Origin of the sequence: Undibacterium sp. GrIS 1.2 (genome assembly GCF_040544435.1) — a bacterium.
Taxonomy (GTDB): Bacteria; Pseudomonadota; Gammaproteobacteria; order Burkholderiales; family Burkholderiaceae_D; genus Undibacterium.
On record NZ_JBEONP010000007.1, the window covers coordinates 72,598 to 92,628 of the forward strand.

17 protein-coding genes are annotated in these 20,031 nt (G+C 48.8%); 7 read left to right on the forward strand and 10 right to left on the reverse strand.

Going from position 1 to position 20,031, the window contains the following annotated elements; genetic code table 11:
- The first annotated feature begins 165 nt into the window (after positions 1-165).
- Entirely contained in the window at positions 166-1,011 is an 846-nt protein-coding gene (locus AAKU61_RS04550) for a sterol desaturase family protein (protein WP_354330024.1), read from the forward strand.
- Positions 1,012-1,090: 79 nt separating this feature from the next.
- Here the strand turns inward: AAKU61_RS04550 and AAKU61_RS04555 are convergent, their stop codons facing one another.
- From AAKU61_RS04555 to AAKU61_RS04595, 9 genes are all read right to left on the reverse strand, one after another.
- On the reverse strand, positions 1,091-1,642 hold the full coding sequence (locus AAKU61_RS04555; protein WP_354330026.1) for a GNAT family N-acetyltransferase: 552 nt from the start codon (positions 1,640-1,642) through the stop codon (positions 1,091-1,093).
- Between the two features lie 156 nt (positions 1,643-1,798).
- Positions 1,799-2,989, reverse strand: a complete 1,191-nt coding sequence (locus tag AAKU61_RS04560) for a D-alanyl-D-alanine carboxypeptidase family protein (RefSeq protein ID WP_354330028.1) — start codon at positions 2,987-2,989, stop codon at positions 1,799-1,801.
- Between the two features lie 81 nt (positions 2,990-3,070).
- Positions 3,071-3,721 (reverse strand): alpha/beta hydrolase, encoded by a 651-nt coding sequence (locus tag AAKU61_RS04565; protein ID WP_354330030.1) that lies wholly within the window; start codon positions 3,719-3,721, stop codon positions 3,071-3,073.
- Positions 3,722-3,739: 18 nt separating this feature from the next.
- Entirely contained in the window at positions 3,740-4,084 is a 345-nt protein-coding gene (locus AAKU61_RS04570) for a (2Fe-2S) ferredoxin domain-containing protein (protein WP_354330032.1), read from the reverse strand.
- Between the two features lie 139 nt (positions 4,085-4,223).
- The gene (locus AAKU61_RS04575) at positions 4,224-5,384 is read right to left on the reverse strand and encodes a VanZ family protein (protein ID WP_354330034.1); all 1,161 of its coding nucleotides are present in this window, start codon (positions 5,382-5,384) and stop codon (positions 4,224-4,226) included.
- A gap of 239 nt (positions 5,385-5,623) precedes the next feature.
- Positions 5,624-6,262 carry an ABC-type transport auxiliary lipoprotein family protein gene (locus AAKU61_RS04580; RefSeq protein WP_354330036.1) on the reverse strand — a complete coding sequence of 213 codons (639 nt, stop codon included), beginning with the start codon at positions 6,260-6,262 and terminating at the stop codon, positions 5,624-5,626.
- 26 nt (positions 6,263-6,288) lie between these two features.
- Entirely contained in the window at positions 6,289-7,236 is a 948-nt protein-coding gene (locus tag AAKU61_RS04585) for an MlaD family protein (protein ID WP_354330038.1), read from the reverse strand.
- Positions 7,236-8,147: an ABC transporter ATP-binding protein gene (locus AAKU61_RS04590; RefSeq protein ID WP_354330039.1), complete on the reverse strand. Its 912-nt coding sequence runs from the start codon at positions 8,145-8,147 to the stop codon at positions 7,236-7,238. The genes AAKU61_RS04585 and AAKU61_RS04590 overlap by 1 nt, the downstream gene beginning before the upstream one ends.
- Entirely contained in the window at positions 8,147-9,286 is a 1,140-nt protein-coding gene (locus AAKU61_RS04595) for an MlaE family ABC transporter permease (protein WP_354330041.1), read from the reverse strand. The genes AAKU61_RS04590 and AAKU61_RS04595 overlap by 1 nt, the downstream gene beginning before the upstream one ends.
- A 188-nt stretch (positions 9,287-9,474) precedes the next feature.
- Here AAKU61_RS04595 and AAKU61_RS04600 point away from each other — a divergent pair, with 188 nt between their 5' ends.
- From AAKU61_RS04600 to AAKU61_RS04610, 3 genes are all read left to right on the forward strand, one after another.
- On the forward strand, positions 9,475-10,518 hold the full coding sequence (locus tag AAKU61_RS04600; RefSeq protein ID WP_354330043.1) for a DUF3667 domain-containing protein: 1,044 nt from the start codon (positions 9,475-9,477) through the stop codon (positions 10,516-10,518).
- A gap of 248 nt (positions 10,519-10,766) precedes the next feature.
- Positions 10,767-14,666 (forward strand): DUF2339 domain-containing protein, encoded by a 3,900-nt coding sequence (locus tag AAKU61_RS04605; RefSeq protein WP_354330045.1) that lies wholly within the window; start codon positions 10,767-10,769, stop codon positions 14,664-14,666.
- A complete protein-coding gene (locus AAKU61_RS04610; protein ID WP_354330046.1) occupies positions 14,663-16,210 on the forward strand; it encodes a DUF3999 domain-containing protein in 1,548 nt (515 codons plus the stop codon). Before AAKU61_RS04605 ends, AAKU61_RS04610 begins: the two co-directional genes overlap by 4 nt.
- A 143-nt stretch (positions 16,211-16,353) precedes the next feature.
- Here the strand turns inward: AAKU61_RS04610 and AAKU61_RS04615 are convergent, their stop codons facing one another.
- Positions 16,354-18,432: a phosphoethanolamine transferase gene (locus tag AAKU61_RS04615; protein ID WP_354330047.1), complete on the reverse strand. Its 2,079-nt coding sequence runs from the start codon at positions 18,430-18,432 to the stop codon at positions 16,354-16,356.
- A 15-nt stretch (positions 18,433-18,447) separates the two neighbouring features.
- On the opposite strand from AAKU61_RS04615, the gene AAKU61_RS04620 reads away from it, so the two are divergent.
- The 3 genes from AAKU61_RS04620 to rpsG all read left to right on the forward strand — a co-directional run bounded on the left by AAKU61_RS04620 (position 18,448) and on the right by rpsG (position 19,967).
- Positions 18,448-18,714: a hypothetical protein gene (locus tag AAKU61_RS04620; protein ID WP_354330048.1), complete on the forward strand. Its 267-nt coding sequence runs from the start codon at positions 18,448-18,450 to the stop codon at positions 18,712-18,714.
- 258 nt (positions 18,715-18,972) lie between these two features.
- Positions 18,973-19,356, forward strand: a complete 384-nt coding sequence (gene rpsL, locus AAKU61_RS04625; RefSeq protein ID WP_322120247.1) for a 30S ribosomal protein S12 — start codon at positions 18,973-18,975, stop codon at positions 19,354-19,356.
- Between the two features lie 140 nt (positions 19,357-19,496).
- A complete protein-coding gene (rpsG, locus tag AAKU61_RS04630) occupies positions 19,497-19,967 on the forward strand; it encodes a 30S ribosomal protein S7 (RefSeq protein ID WP_322120246.1) in 471 nt (156 codons plus the stop codon).
- The last annotated feature ends 64 nt before the right edge of the window (positions 19,968-20,031 follow it).

A 20,031-nucleotide genomic window follows, 5' to 3' on the forward strand; every position in this document is an offset into this window, starting at 1 on the left:
GTTAGGTTATGCCGAACGATTTCTACAGGTTGTTATGATGTTTTTATCAGTCTGGCCAGTAGTTTATATAAAGTTTAAAGCAAATGAAGTCATGAACAACGAGCTTATATTTACGGTTACTATTTTGAATAAATAAAAATAACTGATTTATCCTCAGGTGACAAAATGGATTTGCTACAGCCCTTATTGATTACACTCGCTTTCGTTATCTTCTTGGTGTTAGAGATCCTCACCGGTCGATTTAAAAAACTCAACGTTGCCAAAGATGATTGGAAGACTGAGATTTTAGTGCCTGTCTTGTTACTGGTGTTGATACAGCCCGGCATCTTGTTTGGCATTCTGTGGATAGGGCAGCATTATTTTCCTGAGTACAAAAATAGCCTTTCGTTCTTGCCGTGGTGGGGGATGTTTTTGATTCTGCTAGTTGCTGATGATATGACGCAATACTGGTGGCATCGGATTTCGCACACGCCTTTGCTGTGGCCACTGCATCGCGTGCATCATTCCGCCAGCTATATGAGCGTTCGTATTGTGTATCGAAATAATTTTTTATATTACGCGATGATGCCGGGAATTTGGATTTCCTCTGCATTGATTTTTCTTGGATTTGCCAAGGTGTATGTGGTCTATGTCGTCCTCAAACTCTTGGTCATTATCGGTGCTCACAGCGCAGTACGCTGGGATGAGCCTCTGTATCGTTTCCGTCTGACAAGACCATTAATGTGGCTGCTAGAGCGCACCATCTCTACACCTGCCACGCACTATGCGCATCATGCGATTACGATGGATGACGGTATAGGTCATTACAAAGGCAATTTTGGTAATTTCTTATTCATCTGGGACATCATGTTTAAAAGCGCCTTAATTACGCGCCAATATCCCCAACAAGTTGGCCTGATGGACGATGTTCAATATGGGAAAGAGGCTTGGCATATTGAAGTGTTTTTCCCAGTGTTTAAATCTAAACGATCACATTCTGCGTTGGGTAAAGAGCGAGTGATTGTTGAATAAATGTATTTTTCTCTGGAATCGCTGAGTACTTCGTCAACAGCAATTCCAGATAGAGAATGCAAAGAAACAAGAAATCTCTTTAGGTTTTTGCAGTGTATGCCAGCACCAAATTCTTGTGCTGGCTTCCTTCCAGATCAAAATAAGTAATGCCTTCTTCAACAAAACCCATGGCAAGATAAAAATCAATTGCGCGCTGGTTTTGCGCGTTTGCCATTAGCCATAGCGTATCGAATTTCCCTTCGATTTCTTGTAAGGCGCTTTGCAGCAGCGCCCGTCCTATGCCTTTAGCTGTGAAGTGCTCCTGCACATACAAGGTCTCTAATTTAGCGCGTCGCTGATCTGCTGGTTTGTCGCTTAGGTCAGCCATGGGTTGATCCATGAGGTGATCCATGTTAAGCGTCGCATAGCCGAGTAAATTGTCGTTATTTTCAGCGACCAAGACGCGCTGCTTGTTGTCTGCGATCAGCGCACGCATTTTTGTGACAGTAAATTCTTCCAATATATAGCGGGCAATAGGATCAGAAATGCCATTTTTTGCATACGTGTGCAACCAGACGTGAATGCCGAGCGCTTTCAGACGGATGGCATCTGCAGGTTCTGCGGCGCGGACTGTAAAGGAGGTGCGGCTCATTGGTTTTAAAGTCTTGATTTTTGTGAAGGTCAAATCAGAAAAACTCTATTTTAATCTCGATCAATAATAAGAAAAAAGGACAAGAACTGCATGAGCCTTGTCCTTTTTGAGGATGCGTTGATGAATCAATCCATCAGCGCATCTGAAAGCTATCGCTTACTTAAATAGCAAGCGTAAAGAATCCCAGGCGCGACCAAAGATACTTGCCTGATCGACTTGCTCCAACGCCAGTACTGGAAATTCTGCGACCGGTTTGCCGTCCAACATCATCTTGACTGTGCCAACCTGACTATTCAATGGGATAGGAGCGACCAGCGGATCTTTGCGTTCCAGAGCAGGTTTCAGTTTGGCGGCAGCACCTTTTGGCAAAGTCACGTACAGATCACGCGTGAAGCCGATTTTGACTTGGGCTTGTGTACCTTTCCAGACTTCTGGTGTGGCGATGGCCTGACCTTTTTCATACAGCTTGACGGTATCAAAATTGAGGAAACCCCAGTTCAGCAGTTTTAAACTTTCTTGCGCTCTGACCTGATCGCTGGCAGTGCCTGTGACGACAGAAATCAGGCGACGCTGACCGCTACCATTAGGGCGAATCGCGGAGGCAATCAGGCAAAAACCTGCTGCTTCGGTGTGGCCCGTTTTCATACCATCAACGGTTGGGTCTAGCCACAATAAGCGGTTGCGGTTTGGTTGGGTGATTTTGTTATACGTGAAGCTTTTGGTCGAGTAATAGGTTTTATAAAACTGTGGGTGATCATTGATCAGGCGCGCAGCCAAAGTCGACAAATCTTGTGCCGTAGAATAATTCTCAGGGCTAGGCAAACCATGTGGATTAGCGAAGTGGCTGGACTTAAGGCCCATACGCTCAGCTTCTTTATTCATCTGGACGACGAAAGCTTCTTCACTGCCCGCTACCGTCTCCGCCAGCGCGACAGCGGCATCATTACCCGACTGAACGATGAGACCGTACAGCAATTCATTGATGGTGACAGGCTTGTTTGGCTCGATAAACATTTTGGAGCTGCTGGCATCGACCTTCCATGCGTGAGTCGATACGTTAACAGACTGATTCAGATCGAGCTTTTTATCTTTGAGCGCAGAAAACACCAGATACGCGGTCATGATTTTGGTCAGCGATGCAGGTTCAATACGCAGCGTCGCATCTTGTGATGCGATGACTTGATTGCTGGTGGTGTCGACTAAAATCCAGGATTTAGCGGCAATCGTGGGCGCTGGCAGACTTTGGGCATTGGCAATGCAACTGACAGTCAGGCTTGACAATGCGCTGGCAAGTACGAGGACAGCGGAGGAGCTGACGGAGAGGAATCTAGCGAGAAATTTTTTCATTGAATCAGTAAAAAAGTAGCATTGAAAAGTAAAACAGTAAGGACGTTCATCGTCTAGCGGACAAGTTTGGTCTAGCGTGGGTTAGCCTGCATTGGCAGACTCATCCCACAAATTGACGACATAATTTTTTATATGTTGTAGTTTGCGATGGAAGAAATGATCTGCTCCCGGGATCACAATGACGGGAATATCTTGTGGTCGTGCCCAATCAAAAACGGCTTGCAGCGGGATCGTATCGTCGAGTTCGCCATGGATCAAAATCGTATTGGCTGGTACATCCGGCATCGGCCATTTGCCTGCCGCGGTACCGATCAATGCCAGTCTCTCTGCTGGCGTGCCTTGCGCAATCAGCTTCTGTTGCAATTGTGCCTGCACAAAGGTACCAAAAGAAAATCCGCCTAAGGCCAGCGGCAGATCAGGATAACGCGTCCGCATCTGCGCCAGAAGTAAAGCCATGTCATCAGTTTCCCCGACGCCGTTGTCATGCACACCTTCTGACTTGCCGACGCCGCGAAAGTTCATCCTGACTGCGACATAACCCAAGGTAACAAAAGCACGTGCCAGTGTTTGGGCGATTTTATTATCCATCGTCCCTCCAAACAAGGGGTGCGGATGAGCAACTAAGGCAAGCCCGCGTGGTGCTGGAAAATGTTCTGCATCAGGTAAATCCAGTGCACATTCCAGCTGACCAACCGCACCTTGCGAGAAAAAATATTCTGTTTGGGCATTCATATTGTTAAATCTTCAAACTTAAATCTTGAGGCGCTCTACCGTACCGCCACCGACCAGATCCACTTCGATAATTTCATCGATGTCGGATTGGTCGACGAAGGTGTACCAAGTACCTTGCGGATAAATCACCATCACTGGACCTTCTTCGCAGCGATCCAGACATCCCGCCTTGTTGATGCGAATTTTGCCGTGACCGCTGAGGTTGAGTTGCTTAATCCGTTTCTTGGTATGTTCTTGAGCAGCCTGCGCGCCACGATCAGCGCAGCAAGGGCGGCCATCTTCACGTTGGTTCATGCAGAAAAAAACATGCTTTTCAAAATACGGTGCGTCGGGAGTTTTGGAATTATTAAGAGTATCAGCCATGATCATTTATCGTGTTCTGAGGTGAGTGAGCGCATTTGATGTAGACGAATGCATAGGCGACTATGATACACGCTCAAACTAGGATCAAGCTCAACGTAAGCAGATCGGAACACTTCGTTACGTTTTTTATTGATGATAGTTATTTACTCTTGATGGATGTTTTTCTGCTCAGCAATATCCACAAGCTGATGAATGGCCAGAGCAGACATAAAAATTGCGCAGCGCCGTTAAAGTTAAGAAACTTGCCTTGCACCCAGGTTTGCAGCGTGACCGTAAAGTAAGGATTGCTGGGGATCAGGTTAATTACCGTTAAGCTAATCACCAGCATCAAAATCGCTAGCCGTCGCTGCACCTGGTGCGGTGCGAACGAAAATCCGTACAACATAATCAGCGCGATCAATAGGCCGCCTTGTGCGCCGGGAGTAAGCCAGGCGAAAGCATATTCCGGTTTAAACAGTAGGGCGCTTGCTAGTGATTTGATGCCAATAGCCGCTAGTAAAAGTAAGCCTGATAAGCGGACCTTGGGCGCATGGCGATTCAGAATAAACAGGCAAATCAGTACCGCACTGGTACAACCGCAGGCCGTGATAATGGTTTCTGCCAGCAGGAATTTCTCTGGACTGAGTTCTATCCCGTTGAGTAGCATGCCGCCCAAGTCAATTGGCATATCTAAAAAATCACTCAGCCAAAACGATAAAATCGGCAGGATTTGACCCAGACCAAACAAGTAGGCTTGCGGGTAAATTTGTGCCATTGGCCACAAGCCGAGCACTAGGACTTCCCGGCTGGCTTCCCCATACAGCCATTGCTTGCGGAGTAATCGCAAACGTCCTTTTTCTAGCAGCAAGGGGATCAGCAGCGCACCGAGTATGGACCCCAGAATAGCGCCGCCAGAGTTAGTCAAAAAATCCAGTAAGGAGGTCACGCGGCTGGGCAAAAAATACTGCGTCGTTTCCATGCTAGCCGAGAGTACCGCGCCAGAAAACGAGGCAATCAACACGGACCAGCGCCGCCTGCACACCGGATATAGCGCAAATACAATCAGCATACCTAGTGGCATGTAGCCGATCACGTTGGTAACCGCATCAAAGCCAGTCCAATAGCGTGGCCACTGTTTTATCACATCGGTCAGTGCTGCCAGATTATCGTTTTGCCAGCCGGAGAAAGGGTACAGACTGGCATAAACAATCAGGAAGGCATACGCAAGCAAAGCGACCCGCGCAAATGGCGAGGCCTGGCGCTGGATTTCAAGTGGCGTTTCAATCTGCGGCTCGATATTTTTTGACGACGTATTCTGCATTGCGATGATCGAGAATGAGGGTTGAATCAATATACTCCCCATTATTTTTTATAAATATACCGGATTGTCCAGGTATCGTATGGACACTCAATATATACCTACTACCAGTATATTAAGAGCACTATATTATTTTACGTTTTGTTCCTGACTTTATTCCCATCTCCCGCTTGCGGGAGATGGAGCAAAAGCGACTTCGATTTTATTTCCATTTCTAGCAATGTGAACAAAACAAATTCTCTCTAGTTCAACCTTAATGTCTGCATCCATGTAATCACGTCGCTGATCAAGGCATCGCTGGCAGTGACCATGACTTTTGCACCGCCCGGCGCATCCGCAGTTGGCGTTACGACCTGCTGCTGAAAACTTCGCTGCGCCAGTAGATTACGTCCTTTGAAGACGGTAGCGAGGATTTGGATTTGCGCAATGCTACTGCTAGCGGAGGAAAACAATTGTGAAAACTCATCTAGATCCATTTGCAAGACTGGCAAACTGCTTACTGCATCCCGGCTGGCGATCACGGTACCGCCAGCCGCGGCGATTCTGGTTTTTAATCGCTGTGTCAGCAATTGCGCTGGAGGCATGCTCCAGCGATGTTGCGCGTACGGGCGCGCTTGCTGCGCATTATCGTATTGCAGCCGGTATAGCATCGCTGTGCTGTCTAGCGAGGCGGGGGCATTGATATCTGCCAGACTGATAGCCAATGTGGGAGTAATCGCAGTCGATGCAGACGCCGACGCAGATAAAGGCCCAAAGTCATAACTTTGCTTCTGTGCCGGAGCGCTTGAGCAGCCTGTTAAAACTATTGCCAGTGCAATTAACATCAAGCTATACGTCCGTATGACACCAGAAAGTGATGGATAAATCTGCTTGTGATTCATGAACAATCCTTATTTTTTATACGCGATTACTTCGGTGCGACAAAGCCCGGTTCACCAGGCCCTGGTGCTGGCGCTGCATTGCCAAATAACAGACTTTGCGGGCGCTCATTGAGTGCATCGGTGGTACGGTTGATCGCGCGCAAACTGCTGCGGGCATCGTTGGTGATGGCATTGATTTTGGGCAGGGTTTCTTGACTGATGCCGGCGCTGATTTGTTCTACTGACTGGTTGAGCCTGGCTAAAGGGCCGTCTGGTGCCTGCATGCTGACCGTGAACTGGTTGATATTATTGCTGAGTTTGCTGGCATCGCCCGACAAGGTTTTGATCGCAATCAGAGTGCTCTGGGTTTGCTCGGCAAGTGCGGGCAATTTGTCCAGCGCCGGGCCAAGTTTTTCCGGCACGGTTTGCCAAGCGGCGGCGGCTTTGCCGATGTTTTCTACTGCGGTGGCGATGGATTGGCGATTATTTGGATCGAGCAACAGGTTCAGGCGCTTAGTCAGTTCTTCGGTCTGGTTCAGGATGGCGACGCCACGTTGCTCCAGATTTTGCATCATGCCCGGACGTAGCGGAATCCGTGGAATCACATCGTTTTGAGTCGAAGCCATTAGTGGTGCATGATCTGCATGAATATTGTCTTCATCCAACTGCACAAACGCAATACCGGTCACGCCTTGGTAAGCCAGTGTGGCATAGGTGGATTTGGTCACCGGTGTGTCTGACATCACTTCAATATGCAATAAAATCTGACCAGGTGTGGTGGGATCAAAGCTGATATTGCTGACATTCCCCACTCGTATGCCTTTGTAGCGCACCGCGGCTTGCATGTTCAATCCGGCGACCGACAATTTGGTCGCAATTTCATACGGTGTGCGCTTGATTTTATCTTTGCCCAGCCAGAGCGCAAAGACCGCAGCCAGAACCAATAAGGCAATCGTAAAAAAACCTGCCATCAGTGCGTGAGATCTGTTTTCCATCAGGTATTAACTCCTTTGCCGTGCGCATCGTCCACGCTACCGCTGTTGCTCTTACTATGACTATGATCACTGCTATCTTTGACATCAGGTGACGTGAATACTTCCATCGCTCTGCAACCACGTCCACCCAGAAAGAAGGTCTGAATAAACGGGTGCTGAAACGCCACCACTTCTTGCGGTGTGCCGATGGTAACGACTTTTTTCTCTGCTAACACGGCGATCCGGCTGGACAAGGCGAATAAGGTATCCAGATCATGCGTCACCATAACGACTGTCAAATGTAATTGCTGACGCAGGGATTGGATCAGCTTGACGAAACTGTCAGAACGATCAGGGTCCAGCCCGGCCGTTGGCTCGTCCAAAAATAATAATTCGGGATCAAGTGCCAAGGCACGTGCCAGCGCAATCCGTTTGATCATGCCGCCGGACAAATCGGCGGGCATTTTTTTCGCATGTTCAAACCCAATCCCCGCCATGTGTAGTTTGAGATACACCATGTCGGCAATCAGACTCTCCGATAAGGTACGGAGTTCCCGCATCGGTTGGGCGACGTTATCAAACACGCTGAGTGCAGAATACAAAGCACCATGCTGAAACAGCATGCCAGAGCGGCGTCGTAAAAAATCCAGATTGTTGGTGCTGGGCGCATGGATGTCTTCATCAAACACGCGAATATTGCCTTGCGCCGGTGTCTCCAAGCCCAGCATCTGGCGCATTAAGACCGTTTTGCCCGAGCCCGAACCGCCAACGATCGATAAAATTTCGCCTTGCTGCACTTGTAAATTTAAATTGTCATGCACAACCGCGTGACCAAACTGGGTACGCAGATGCTGGACATCGATGATGGAATTGGAGGCAGTGGGTGTAACCGAGGCAACCGAGGCAATCGAAGCAATCGAGGTAGTAGCCATCAGTAATATCCTGACTTACTAAACAGGATCGCAAATATCGCGTCAGCAATAATCACAATCGTAATCGAGATCACAACCGAGCTGGTTGTGCCTTGACCCAGACTTTCGGTATTGGGCTTAATGCGCAGGCCAAAATGGCAGGCGACCAGCGCAATCAATATGCCAAAGGTGACACCTTTGAGCATACCAATCCAGTAATTAATTAAGGCAACAGCCTCTGGCAATTTATACAGAAAAAATGTTGGTGACATCCCCAGCCGGGATTGCGCTGCCAGCATGCCACCGGCTAATGCCATCACATCGGTCCAGATCACCAGCAAAGGCATCGCAATCGCCAATGCAATCACCCGCGGCATGATTAACCTGTAACCGTGTGGTATGCCCATCACCCGCATGGCGTCTAGTTCTTCCGTCACCCGCATCACACCGAGCTGCGCAGTGATCGCTGACCCTGATCGACCTGCAACCAAGATCGCTGCCAGCAAAGGTCCTAGTTCGCGGACGATGCTCATCCCCAAAATATTTACGATATATAACTCGCCGCCAAAAGCGCGCAACTGTTGCGCCGACAAATAAGACAGCACAATACCGATCAAAAAACCAACTAGCGCCGTAATCCCCAATGCCTGAAAACCAGTACGGTACAGGTTGGCAGAAATTTCTTTCCAGGGACCTTGCAGGGGATGACGGATCAGGCGGAATAAATCCAGGATGAGCTGCCCCAATAAAATGGTCAGACCTTTTCCATGCTCGACAAAACTCAGTACAAATGTACCCAATTGGCTGACCCGCTCCCACCGTTCTTTTGGCAAGTGCGGCACTGGTAACTGGCTGACTTCTTCCAGTCTGACAAATAAGCCTTCGTGATATGTCTGCAATTGCAAATCAGCAGGGCGTTTTTTACCCCAGATTTGCCACAAAATTTGTGCGCCAATATGGTCAAGTGCGGTAATGTCGCGCAAATCCCAGCGCAAATTATTCGGCAACTCCAATGGTGTGCGCAGCGCTTGTAATTGCCTGGTCAAGGTTTGCATCAGCGCTTGGTTGCTTAGTGTGTGCGCCCGCCATGATCCTGCCAGATGGATGGTATTCGGGTTGGATGAGTGTCTGGTCAGCGAGGGAGGTGTGTCACGGGGCATACCCGCAGTGTAAGGGAGATTGAATTGAGCGGCAATCATCCTGACCCAAAATCAGCATGAGCTTGCCAAGCTTGCATTTGCAATCTGATCATGTTTCACTGCAACTTATTTCTACGTTTGTCGCTTTATCTAGCCGCCAATTTCGACGCTATCTCATTTGCTTTTTAACTTATTGACCATCCCCCAGCATGACTTCCAGTCACCATCATTCCACTGGCTACTGTGCCAATTGTGATCACCCAGCACCGAAGAATTTTTGTCCCGCATGCGGTCAAAAAACGCATATAGAAACCCCGACTCTGTGGGAATTTATTCACGAATATCTGCATCACTACATCGCGCTGGAAGGCACCTTAACCCGCACCTTATGGATGTTGATCGCGCATCCCGGCAGGCTGACGGCGGAATACGTGGCAGGAAGACGACAACGTTATATCAAGCCCTTGCAGCTATATCTGACGATGAGCTTTATATTTTTTGTGCTGTTTGGGCTGTTCGGACATCTGCCTGTCAGTGGTGGCGATATTGAGACAGCACAGACGGCTAACAAAGAGAAGGTCATGAAGGAGTTGATGGATGACCCAGACGAAGATGTCGCCGCTACAGCTGCCAGCATTGGCAATATTCTGGAATCCTCAAAAGCAAATGTAAAAAAGGATACTGACAGCGGTAAGGCTGGGCAATCTGTTGGAGAGAATGGCGTATTGCAGGAGACGCCTGAGGAATCTGCGGCATCCGAGACAGTGGAAAACACCCATGCCTCAACACCACCCAAAGTCAAATCACAGTTAGAAGGCAGTCCTATTGCCATTGCATGGATAAAGCGTGCGGCAAAACGCTTTAAGGACTATGAACATCATCCCGAAGAAACCAGAAAAGAATTAGGCAAAGAAGCCTTGCATAAAGCCCCGTATGCCGTGTTCGTGCTAATGCCTGTTTTTGCGTTCTTGTTGTGGCTGGTGTATTTCCGCCGGCGTCTGGTGTATGGCGTTCACCTGGTATTGGCGTTTCATTTGCACGCATTTACATTTTTATTGTTCTTGCTATTGATGATTCCGTTTGTGCCGTCTGAATTGCTGACGATTGGGTTCCCGGTTTATTTTGTGATTGCATTACGGCAGGTCTATCACGGTCGCTGGCTGGCGCAGATACTGCGGGCGCTGATGTTAATGGGGCTGTATCTGATCTGCGTTGGCATCGCGCTGTGCGTCTTGTTTGTGACATTGATTTAATTATTATACTTGGGTGGGTATGATAACTTTTCTTATAAGTGTCCATACAAAGTATGGACATCAAGGCTATAGATGGCAATACTCCCCCAATTTTAATAACTTTGAGTAGTCTCACGCGTTTTAAATATCTGGCAAAAGAAGAGCCATTTCTTGCGATTGTTTTAATTTTGTAGAAATAACATCATTCCTGGTTTACTATCGCCCGACTATTTCCCTCGTTTCGGGGGTATTGATCTAAAGGATGCAGTATGTGGATATTGGGCGCCATTATTGGTTTGATCCTTGGTATAGCGACCTCATCAACCAACGCTGCGGTGTTATATGTCATCGTTGGTGGTTTTGCGGCGCATGTTTTAAAGCAAGTGCTCAGTCAGAACAGTCGGAATAAAAAATCTGATGACGGCAAAAGCCAGAATGCAGAACTGGTCGAACTCAGGGGACAGGTCGCCGCGTTGGAGCGGCGTTTGCAGACGGTAGAGCGGCAACTGGCTGCATCAAGCGCCGTCAGCAAACAATCCCATATCAGCGAAGTTGAAACCGATCAGGTGCCAGCGCTTGATGTGATTGCAGAGCCTGTGATTGGTCCTGTGGCTGCCGTGCCTATGGTTCCTTCTGCTCCTATATCTAAAACAATTCAGACAAGTTCGCTGGCCGAGGCGATCAATGAGATGGCGGCAATTCTGAAGCCAGAATCCGTTGCCGCTCCAGCAGACCCGGCAGTAACGGAGCTAGCAGCGAAGCCAACACAAGCCGCCGTGATCAAAGCCAATACAAACAACGCGCAAATTTCAGTAACTGCATCGACATCGGCAACTACACCAGCGGCGACAGCACGCCCGACGATCGCACCACGACGACCACCGGTGCCGCAGATTCCGTTCCGCGATCGTTTGCCGGAACCTGTCCGTAACTTGATCTATGGCGGCAACGCGCTGGTGAAAACTGGCGTACTGATTTTATTCCTTGGGCTAGCCTTCTTATTACGTTACACCGCCGAGCGCGTTACGGTGCCGATTGAGTTGCGCTACGCCGGTGTCGCATTGGTTGGCATGTTCTTATTGGGACTGGGATGGTTCTTGCGACATAAGCGCCGAGATTACGGCTTGATTTTGCAGGGCATGGGCGTTGGCGTGTTTTATCTGACGACGCTAGCAGCGATTAAATTTCATGGATTAATTCCGGCCGAAGCAGGGTTTGGATTTATGTTAGCGGTGTCTTTGCTGGGCGCTGCACTGGCGATTTTGCAGAAGGCGCCAGCACTTGCGATCATCGCCGCGCTGGAGGGTTTTGCGACGCCGGTCTTGACGTCGACCGGTGGTAATCATATGGTCGGTCTGTTCACTTACCTGACGATTCTGGATGTTGGGATTGTATTGATTGCTTGGTTTAATGCCTGGCGTGTGTTGAATGTGATCGGTTTTGTCGGCACATTCACCCTCGCCTCGGGCTGGGCCAATCAGTATTACAGCGATGCGCAATACCCGACAGTGCAGGCATTTTTGATCGTATTCTTTTTATTGTTTACGGCGGTCGGATTGCTATTTGCGCGCCGCACTCTGATAGACGCGAAGTTGGGCTCGAAGTTAGCTGAGGCTGACAGTTTGGCTAAACAAGCTGGCGCAGCCTTGGTGCAAGTTGGCCGAGTCGACAGTGCCCTTGTGTTTGGCACACCGCTTACTGCGTTTAGCTTGCAATATCTTCTGATGAAGCCTTGGGAATTCGGAGCCGCCTTTTCGGCATTGGCGCTCAGCGGGTTTTATTTATTGCTGGCACGTATAGTTTTTTCTAAAGAGAAAACTGGGCTGGCGTTATTGGCTGAGGCATATGCGATTGTTGGTGTTATCTTTGGTACGCTCGCCATTCCGCTGGGATTGGAAGGTGTCTGGACTGGCGCGGCTTGGGCGGTGGAGGGCGCTGGTATGCACTGGCTGGGTGTGAGGCAACGTCGCCCGTATGCACGCGGGTTTTCGTATCTGGTATTGCTGGGGGCATCCTATAAATTACTCAACACCATCACGATAGATGCGACCGCTGTTGGTCACTTCTTGCATGGTTCCAGCATTGGCCCGATCTTGCTAGCAGCCAGCGCATTCGCAATGTGGTTGCAACATCGTCGTGCAGCGTTAAACACGACAGACCATTGGGAAGCAATTCCAGGTTCTCTGCTACCTTGGCTGGGTATGGCAGCATTGACTGTGTTGCCGTGGCAATGGTTTGTTCCTTCTGTCGCCGCCGCAGCCACGGCGGTATTGTCGGTCGTGACATTTGGAGTTGCTAACCGCTGGCGCTTAAAGCCTTTGCTGCCTATCGTAGGCACTTTGCAAGTAGTCGCTGTGGTCAGTTTTATCGCAGGTTTGCATCGCTCTGCCAGTAGCCTTGTTCCAGCAAACGGTGCCTTAGAAAGCGGTACGCAAGGCTTACTCACTGCGCTGGTGATCGCCGCATGTATTTTATTCACAGCAGGATGGCGCATGGCCGCAATCTTGCGTGAAGCCAAACAAAATAATCAGGCGCCAAACTGGTCCTTGGCCAATTCAGTCGCGGTGGTTGCAGGTGTGGGTTTGCTGCATCTGGCGATGTTGTTTGCGATTAATTTTCAGCAAGCCGCGTTGATATGGCCGATCACAGCTTGTCTTGCTTTGTGGGTAGCATTGAGAATGTCACATAGTGCATTGGCCGCATTTTCCCTGTTATTGCAAGTGTTCTCCGTGCCTTTATTTTTACTGTACCAAACCGATGCGCCAGCGTTAGCCCAGTTGGACGCTTTGGCCGACTCCGGATCTTTGATGAACAATTCATTCAATTTCTGGACGCCTCTGGTATTTGGTCTGGCGGCATGGTTTAGCGGTGATCGTTTACAAATGGCGGCTAAACAATCAATTGATAACGATGCCAGCATGTCGGCTAAGTCATGGCTCTCTTTGGATGTTTTACTTTGGGCGCCAGTGGTCTGGGGCTTGTTATGGTTGTTGCGCGCTCTGTTTGATGAGGCAGCGTATCGTCTTTTAAATCCCGATTTGTTTAGTTTTATCCCCACCAGCAGAATTGCGATTGTGCTGATGCTGTCTATCGTCATGTCTGTACTGGCGCGTTGGCGCAACTGGTCACAAATGGGACAGGCGACCTTTTTCACCTTACCTGCTTTGATGCTGATTGGCTTGATCGAGTTATTTAGAGCTGCTTACGGCACCGGCGTATTTATACCCTCGCAAGCCTTGGGCTGGTTGCTGTGGCCAATTGCCTTGGCGTGGCATCTACGTTTGTTATTCGTGCAAGCGCGCTGGAGTGAACATTTTTTCCGCAAACTGTTTCATGTATGCGGTTTCTGGTTCTTTGTTTTGCTGGGAGCACGTGAAGTGCAATGGCAGATGAGTAGTATTTCTCAGCCTTGGTCGGCATGGCCTATGCTGGGCTGGATTTTGGTACCTGCAATCAGTTTGTGGCTGGTGCGATCACAGTTTGTATTGCTTCGCTGGCCGCTGACCGAATTCCGTCAGGCCTATGTGGAGATCGCGGGCACACCGGTTGCCGCCTATCTGTTTTTATGGTGCTGTATCAGTAATGTTCTTAGCGCTGGCAGTGCTGCACCTCTGCCTTACATTCCCCTGATCAATCCTCTGGAGTTGGGACAATGGCTGGTCTTAGCGGCACTTGTTACCTGGTGGAGAGCGTTGCCAGTCAAAGCCTATGATGAACAATTAAAATCTACCATCAGCAAACTGGTTGCTGCGTTAGCACTGGCATTGATTACCGGCATGGTACTGCGCACCGTCCATCATTGGGCGAGTGTGGAGTGGCAGTTTGACAGCTTATTTGCCTCATGGCTGGCGCAAGCTGCGGTGTCAATTACCTGGGCAATTGCCGGTGTCGCAGCGATGTTGTTTGGCAACCGCCGTGGTTCACGCTCTGTGTGGATGGCGGGTGCAGGCTTGCTGGTGGTTGTGGTGCTGAAATTGTTTATTGTTGAATTAGCCGATCGCGGAGGTTTGTATCGCATCGTCTCGTTTATCGGAGTGGGCGTGCTGTTGTTGGTCGTCGGATACTTTGCGCCTGTTCCAGTAAAAAAAGAGTCGTCGCATGCGGAGAAATCTGATCTGAAGCCGGATGCAGAGCCCGTTTCAAAGCCCGAATCTGGAGCTACCGTATGACGTCGCGCAATCTCTTCAGCTTGCTTGGGTGCATGGCGGTTTCTTTTGCTACACAGACCGCCAATATCGCTGCTGCCGATGTGACTAAGTCAAAGCCCGTTCAGCAAGCTACCATCACCCTCAGTGGTGACGGACCGTTTTATCAATTGAGTTTGCCAACGACGATTTATCCTTCTGCCGCTCACGCCGATTTGCGCGATGTTCGCATCCTCAATGCCAGCGGCGCCGCAGTGCCGTATGCATGGCTTCAGCAAGCGCAGCAAGATGCAACTGCGCCCGAATTCATATCAAACAAACTCCCTGTGTTTCCTTTGAAAACGGCCGTCGCTGATCAATCTGCTTCGCGTAATGATGTGCAACTCAGCTTTACACAGAAACCGGATGGCTCTTTGATTTCCATCAGTACGGGCAAGCTTGCTGCGCAAACGCCAGCATCGGCCGGCGATTGGATTATCGACGCCAGCCAGGTTCAAGGACAATTTTTGCAAGCGCGTGTGAGCTTGGCAGACAATGCGGAAGGTTTGTTTCCCTTGACGCTGGAAGCGAGCGATGATTTGCATCAATGGCGCAGCATAGGTGGTGAGCAGCAACTGGCGATACTCAAACAACAGGGCGCGACGATAGAACGACTAACCCTGGATTTATATGGCGTCCATGCCCGGTTTTTACGTTTGCGTTGGCTTGATTCAGCCCGCAGCGCGGCGATACTCTCGTTCACGCTGGATAGTGTGAAGCAGCTAGAAACGCTGTCGCCCTTGCAATGGTCTAGCCGTATTTCGGCGATAAGGTGCGAGATTCATTATTGCGATTACCTGTTACCCAAGAATACGCCGATCGATAGCCTGCGGATTCGGCTTGCAGAGATTAATACACTGGCAGATGTGCAGATTTTGGGTGAGTTACCAGCGAATACATCGGGTAATCCGGATGGTACAAGCTATGGAGAGCATCGCCTATATCACTCGCCGCTGTACGTTTTATACGTCTTGCATGCTTTGCGCCATAAGCGCCAGGCAGATGCCGCGCCGGTAGATAATTTCATTGGATTAACTCAGAGTGTCTTGTATCGCTTAAAGCAAGGTGAGTATGAGGTCGAGTCAGAAAATCTGCCCATGAACGGTGATATTTATACCCGTTTGCGCTTACAAACAGCAGGTGCGATTAGTTTGCTTGGGGCGACGCCGCCGACAATAGAAATTGCCAGTATTCCACGTAATCTGGCCTTTTTAGCGCGAGGAAATCCACCGTTTAGCCTGCAATGGGGCGTGGATCAAAAAGACAGCAGCGCGCTGCCGCTAGCGACATTACTACCTGCTTACCGTAAAGATCAGGTATTTAAAATGGATGCGGCAAGCGTGAATATCTCAGCTGCTACAACACCGGTCGAATCCGCAGCAGCAAATCCGCAGCCATCAGCGACAAAAGAGAACAAAAGTGCGTCCAACAAAATCTGGTTATGGGCAGCGCTGGCAGCAGGTTTACTCCTACTCGGCGGAATGGCGTGGTCTTTATTTCGGACGATGTCTAAAGAAAGCGGGAATTAATCGCCGCTTTCTTATCTGACGAGTTTTGGTTAGTTTTGGGTAGTTTAATTTATATACATGAGGGTGTATGGTGTAGTTGGCTGACATTGTCCATAGAATGATTGGACAATACGGCTTTCAATTCACATACTCCCCTGTTTTTTTTATTTCTCTTGCGTCAGCGGTGTCTTTTTATCCATCACCTCACGGCAATCACCTTTGAATGTCGCATTGTCATAGTTGGTCCAGCCATAGCTATCAACATAGCGAATATGGGTTTGCAACTTCGGACTTAGAAAACTCCATTCAAGGCGCTCGCCAGGGTAATGGATATTCGCCATGTCCAATAAAGAATGAAATACGTTCTCTGTGGACAGCCTGGCGTTCTGGTGTTTGTACAATTGTTTGATCTTGTCGGGATACTGGGCTTGATACGCGTCCGAGTACCACATGAAAGCCGGAATATGGAATTCATACTGCGTGTTATGGCCATGAAAGGCGAGGTTGCAACTGCCGTCATACAAGGTTTGTCCGTGATCAGATACATACAGCATCGAGGTTAGCTGCTGACTCGTTTTGAGTCGCTTGATTACCTCAGACAACATCCAGTCAACATACAGCACGGAATTGTCATAGCTATTATTGAGCGCTTGCTTGTTTTTTAGATCGGTATAGGCCGGATTGTTGATGCCAAATAACGATGGCTTCCACTGGTCGAATTCTTTAGGATGGCGATGGCTGTAATTCCAATGATTACCCAAGGTGTGCAGCACAATCAGTTTTTTAACTGCTGGGTCGTGCATGGCATTTTCCATCGGCGACAACAAAATTTGATCCAGACTGGAGTTATTCGTAAAGCCGCCTAGATTTAAAAACTGTGTGACGTCGGCTTCTTTGGCAAACACAGAGGTCGGCGTATCAAATTGCCCAAAGCTCATTTGATTTGACAACCAAAATGTTTTAAAACCCGCTTCTTTGAACGCGCTGATAAACGACTTTTCAGCAAAACCCGCTTTTAAACTCTGTGCCGCAGGCTTGCGCGAGACGATGATAGGTACCGACAAACGGGTAGCAGAGACGGCAGTTACTACATCGGTAAAACTGACGAGCTTGCTTTCCTGCTTTAACAATGGATTGGTAGCGCGCTCATAGCCGTTGAGACTCCAACGGTCATAGCGTGAGGATTCTCCAATCACCATGACGACGATTTGGGGCTGATTTTTATCGCCAGTCAGACTCGCTTTAAAGTGGAATTCACTACTCTTTTCGGCAAGCTGCGACAAATAACTGCGCTCATTCCAAAAATCCTTGCCCCGGATAACTAGGCCGAACGGCCAGGTGCGGGCAAAGGTTTCCTCGTCGTAAGGGATCTTTGCCCAATGAGGTAGTTTGGGGAGCGTCGGCAGTAGCTGATTCCAGGCTTTCTCATAGAAAGTGATCTTTTTACCTGTCACTGATGGTGCTGAGACAGATGCTGGCACTGATATTGATGCTGCTGTTGGTGCCGAGGTACTGCTGTCGTCGTCTTCATCCTCATCTTCTTCCTCGCTGGCAGAGGTGCTAGCGCTTAAGCTAGTTGACACCTTTGCGCTGGCTTTGGCGGATGCAGATGCAATGCCAACTTGCTCGCCGTAAGTCCATGTGACTGCGCCGCACAGCACTAAGACGATGACCACCCAGCGCGACTTGTGTGTCCAATCCAGCGCCTGAGTTCGTTTGCTTAACTTTAAAATACTCCACCACCAGGCAATGACGGTGATCGATACGAGTAACAATAGCCAGACTTTATTGCCTAAAAATTCAAGCGCTTCTTTCGGGCTGGTCTCTGCGATGATACCCAGATGGTGCGTTGAGATACCTTGCCCAAAAAACAGACGCAAATAGATTTCCGTTGGTACCGCAAAAAAAGCAGGGAGCAGCAACCAGTGAAACCAGCGCGGCCGCTTCATGGTTGCCCATAAGGCAAGCCAGGTGATTACTTCCATCATCACAATCTGCCAAGCCTGTTCTACGGACTTACCTAGCAGCAATGAGAAGAATGGTAATGCCGACAGTAAAAAATAGCTGACAACAATATAAATAGCGGCGGGCTGCAACAAAGGCGGCATGGTGATGGTGGTCCGGTGTGATTTGCCAGGCGCGATGCCCAGACATGCGCCAAGCGCGGTGAATCGTGAATACAGCGAAAACCGAGATTTTCCATCCGGCGCACCGGTCGTGCTATTTGAGTGCTGACGGAACATTTTTGGTCACTTTTGATGTACTTCGTTGCCAATGGCTCGCCATCAGCACCTTATTTACAACAAGCTCATGCCAAAACTGCCTTGAAAAGTGTATCCGTCGTCAACTCAAATCCTAATGTTAATTCTCGGTTAAAGCGCGTAAATATAAAGGATTTAAGATGGCTTGGTGTTAATGAGAAAAACTATGTTGCAATTTATTTTCAAGCTGTTTGTGAATACGACCCTAAATGCTTGCCTTGTATTCCAGCGCAAACGGGCTATTCTGTAAGCCCAAACTTATGATCATTCCGCGCTAACTACTTGATTTGGTGCAGCTTACGCCCACACAAACAGATTGACAGCGGCAAGATCTAGGGTTTAAACTTGCGAGTTCTCGATTTTGGATGGTCTATAGCTTGCATATTTTCCCAAAAATATGGTTGGTTTATTCAGCAAAAATCGGGTGTGTCGGATGAAAGTTCGATGCCAATAAAGATTTAAGTCCCCGGGCAACCGTTTCCGGGTTTGTGTTTAACGTTGTATTTTGTTGGATTAAAAACGATGCCAACCATCAATCAACTGATTCGCCAGCCACGTGTTTCTGTACGTGTCAAAAGCAAATCACCGGCGCTGGAAAACAGCCCGCAAAAACGTGGCGTTTGTACCCGCGTTTATACGACAACTCCAAAAAAGCCTAACTCGGCTTTGCGTAAAGTTGCCAAAGTACGTCTGACTAACGGTTTCGAAGTAATTTCGTATATCGGTGGTGAAGGCCATAACTTGCAAGAACATAGCGTAGTGCTGTTGCGCGGTGGTCGTGTAAAGGATTTGCCGGGTGTGCGTTACCATATGGTTCGCGGTGCTTTGGATACTCAAGGCGTTAAAGACCGTAAGCAAGCTCGTTCCAAATACGGTACGAAGCGCGCTAAGGCCGTTAAGAAGTAATACTCTTGTAAATTAATCTCCATAAAATGGAGCAGTGTCGGCCCCTAATGGGCTGAGTAAGTGGCAGGTTATGATGGCTTGCCGCGAGAAGTAGATGAAATGTTATCTGCGACTCAACTGAAGATTGAAAAGGAATCGAAATGCCACGTCGTCGTGAAGTCCCGAAACGGGATATTCTGCCGGACCCAAAGTTCGGCAATGTAGAAGTAGCAAAATTTGTAAACGTATTGATGTTGTCAGGCAAGAAGTCTGTTGCTGAGGGCATTATTTACGGTGCGTTTAATCACATCCAGCAAAAATCTGGTAAAGATCCATTGGAAGTGTTTGCACTGGCAATCAGTAATGCTAAACCGTTGGTTGAGGTCAAGTCTCGCCGCGTTGGTGGTGCTAACTATCAAGTGCCAGTTGAAGTTCGTCCAGTTCGCCGTTTGGCTTTGTCTATGCGTTGGTTGCGTGAAGCAGCTAATAAGCGCAGTGAAAAATCTATGCCACAACGTTTGGGTGGCGAACTGCTCGAAGCTGCAGAAGGTCGCGGCGGAGCAATGAAGAAGCGTGATGAAGTTCATCGTATGGCAGAAGCCAACAAGGCTTTCTCCCACTTCCGTTTCTAAAAGTAAAAGTAAGGGGCTATTGTGTATTTTTATGCAATGGTTCTGGCAGGTAATTTGAATCAGG

Coding starts and splice junctions, on each gene's coding strand:
- AAKU61_RS04600 (WP_354330043.1), top strand. CDS start 9,475: ATGACTTCCAGTCACCATCATTCCACTGGCTACTGTGCCAATTGTGAT.
- AAKU61_RS04615 (WP_354330047.1), bottom strand. CDS start 18,432: ATGTTCCGTCAGCACTCAAATAGCACGACCGGTGCGCCGGATGGAAAA.
- AAKU61_RS04595 (WP_354330041.1), bottom strand. CDS start 9,286: ATGCCCCGTGACACACCTCCCTCGCTGACCAGACACTCATCCAACCCG.
- AAKU61_RS04610 (WP_354330046.1), top strand. CDS start 14,663: ATGACGTCGCGCAATCTCTTCAGCTTGCTTGGGTGCATGGCGGTTTCT.
- AAKU61_RS04570 (WP_354330032.1), bottom strand. CDS start 4,084: ATGGCTGATACTCTTAATAATTCCAAAACTCCCGACGCACCGTATTTT.
- AAKU61_RS04560 (WP_354330028.1), bottom strand. CDS start 2,989: ATGAAAAAATTTCTCGCTAGATTCCTCTCCGTCAGCTCCTCCGCTGTC.
- AAKU61_RS04605 (WP_354330045.1), top strand. CDS start 10,767: ATGTGGATATTGGGCGCCATTATTGGTTTGATCCTTGGTATAGCGACC.
- AAKU61_RS04555 (WP_354330026.1), bottom strand. CDS start 1,642: ATGAGCCGCACCTCCTTTACAGTCCGCGCCGCAGAACCTGCAGATGCC.
- AAKU61_RS04565 (WP_354330030.1), bottom strand. CDS start 3,721: ATGAATGCCCAAACAGAATATTTTTTCTCGCAAGGTGCGGTTGGTCAG.
- AAKU61_RS04590 (WP_354330039.1), bottom strand. CDS start 8,147: ATGGCTACTACCTCGATTGCTTCGATTGCCTCGGTTGCCTCGGTTACA.
- rpsL (WP_322120247.1), top strand. CDS start 18,973: ATGCCAACCATCAATCAACTGATTCGCCAGCCACGTGTTTCTGTACGT.
- rpsG (WP_322120246.1), top strand. CDS start 19,497: ATGCCACGTCGTCGTGAAGTCCCGAAACGGGATATTCTGCCGGACCCA.
- AAKU61_RS04580 (WP_354330036.1), bottom strand. CDS start 6,262: ATGAATCACAAGCAGATTTATCCATCACTTTCTGGTGTCATACGGACG.
- AAKU61_RS04550 (WP_354330024.1), top strand. CDS start 166: ATGGATTTGCTACAGCCCTTATTGATTACACTCGCTTTCGTTATCTTC.
- AAKU61_RS04620 (WP_354330048.1), top strand. CDS start 18,448: ATGTACTTCGTTGCCAATGGCTCGCCATCAGCACCTTATTTACAACAA.
- AAKU61_RS04585 (WP_354330038.1), bottom strand. CDS start 7,236: ATGGAAAACAGATCTCACGCACTGATGGCAGGTTTTTTTACGATTGCC.
- AAKU61_RS04575 (WP_354330034.1), bottom strand. CDS start 5,384: ATGCAGAATACGTCGTCAAAAAATATCGAGCCGCAGATTGAAACGCCA.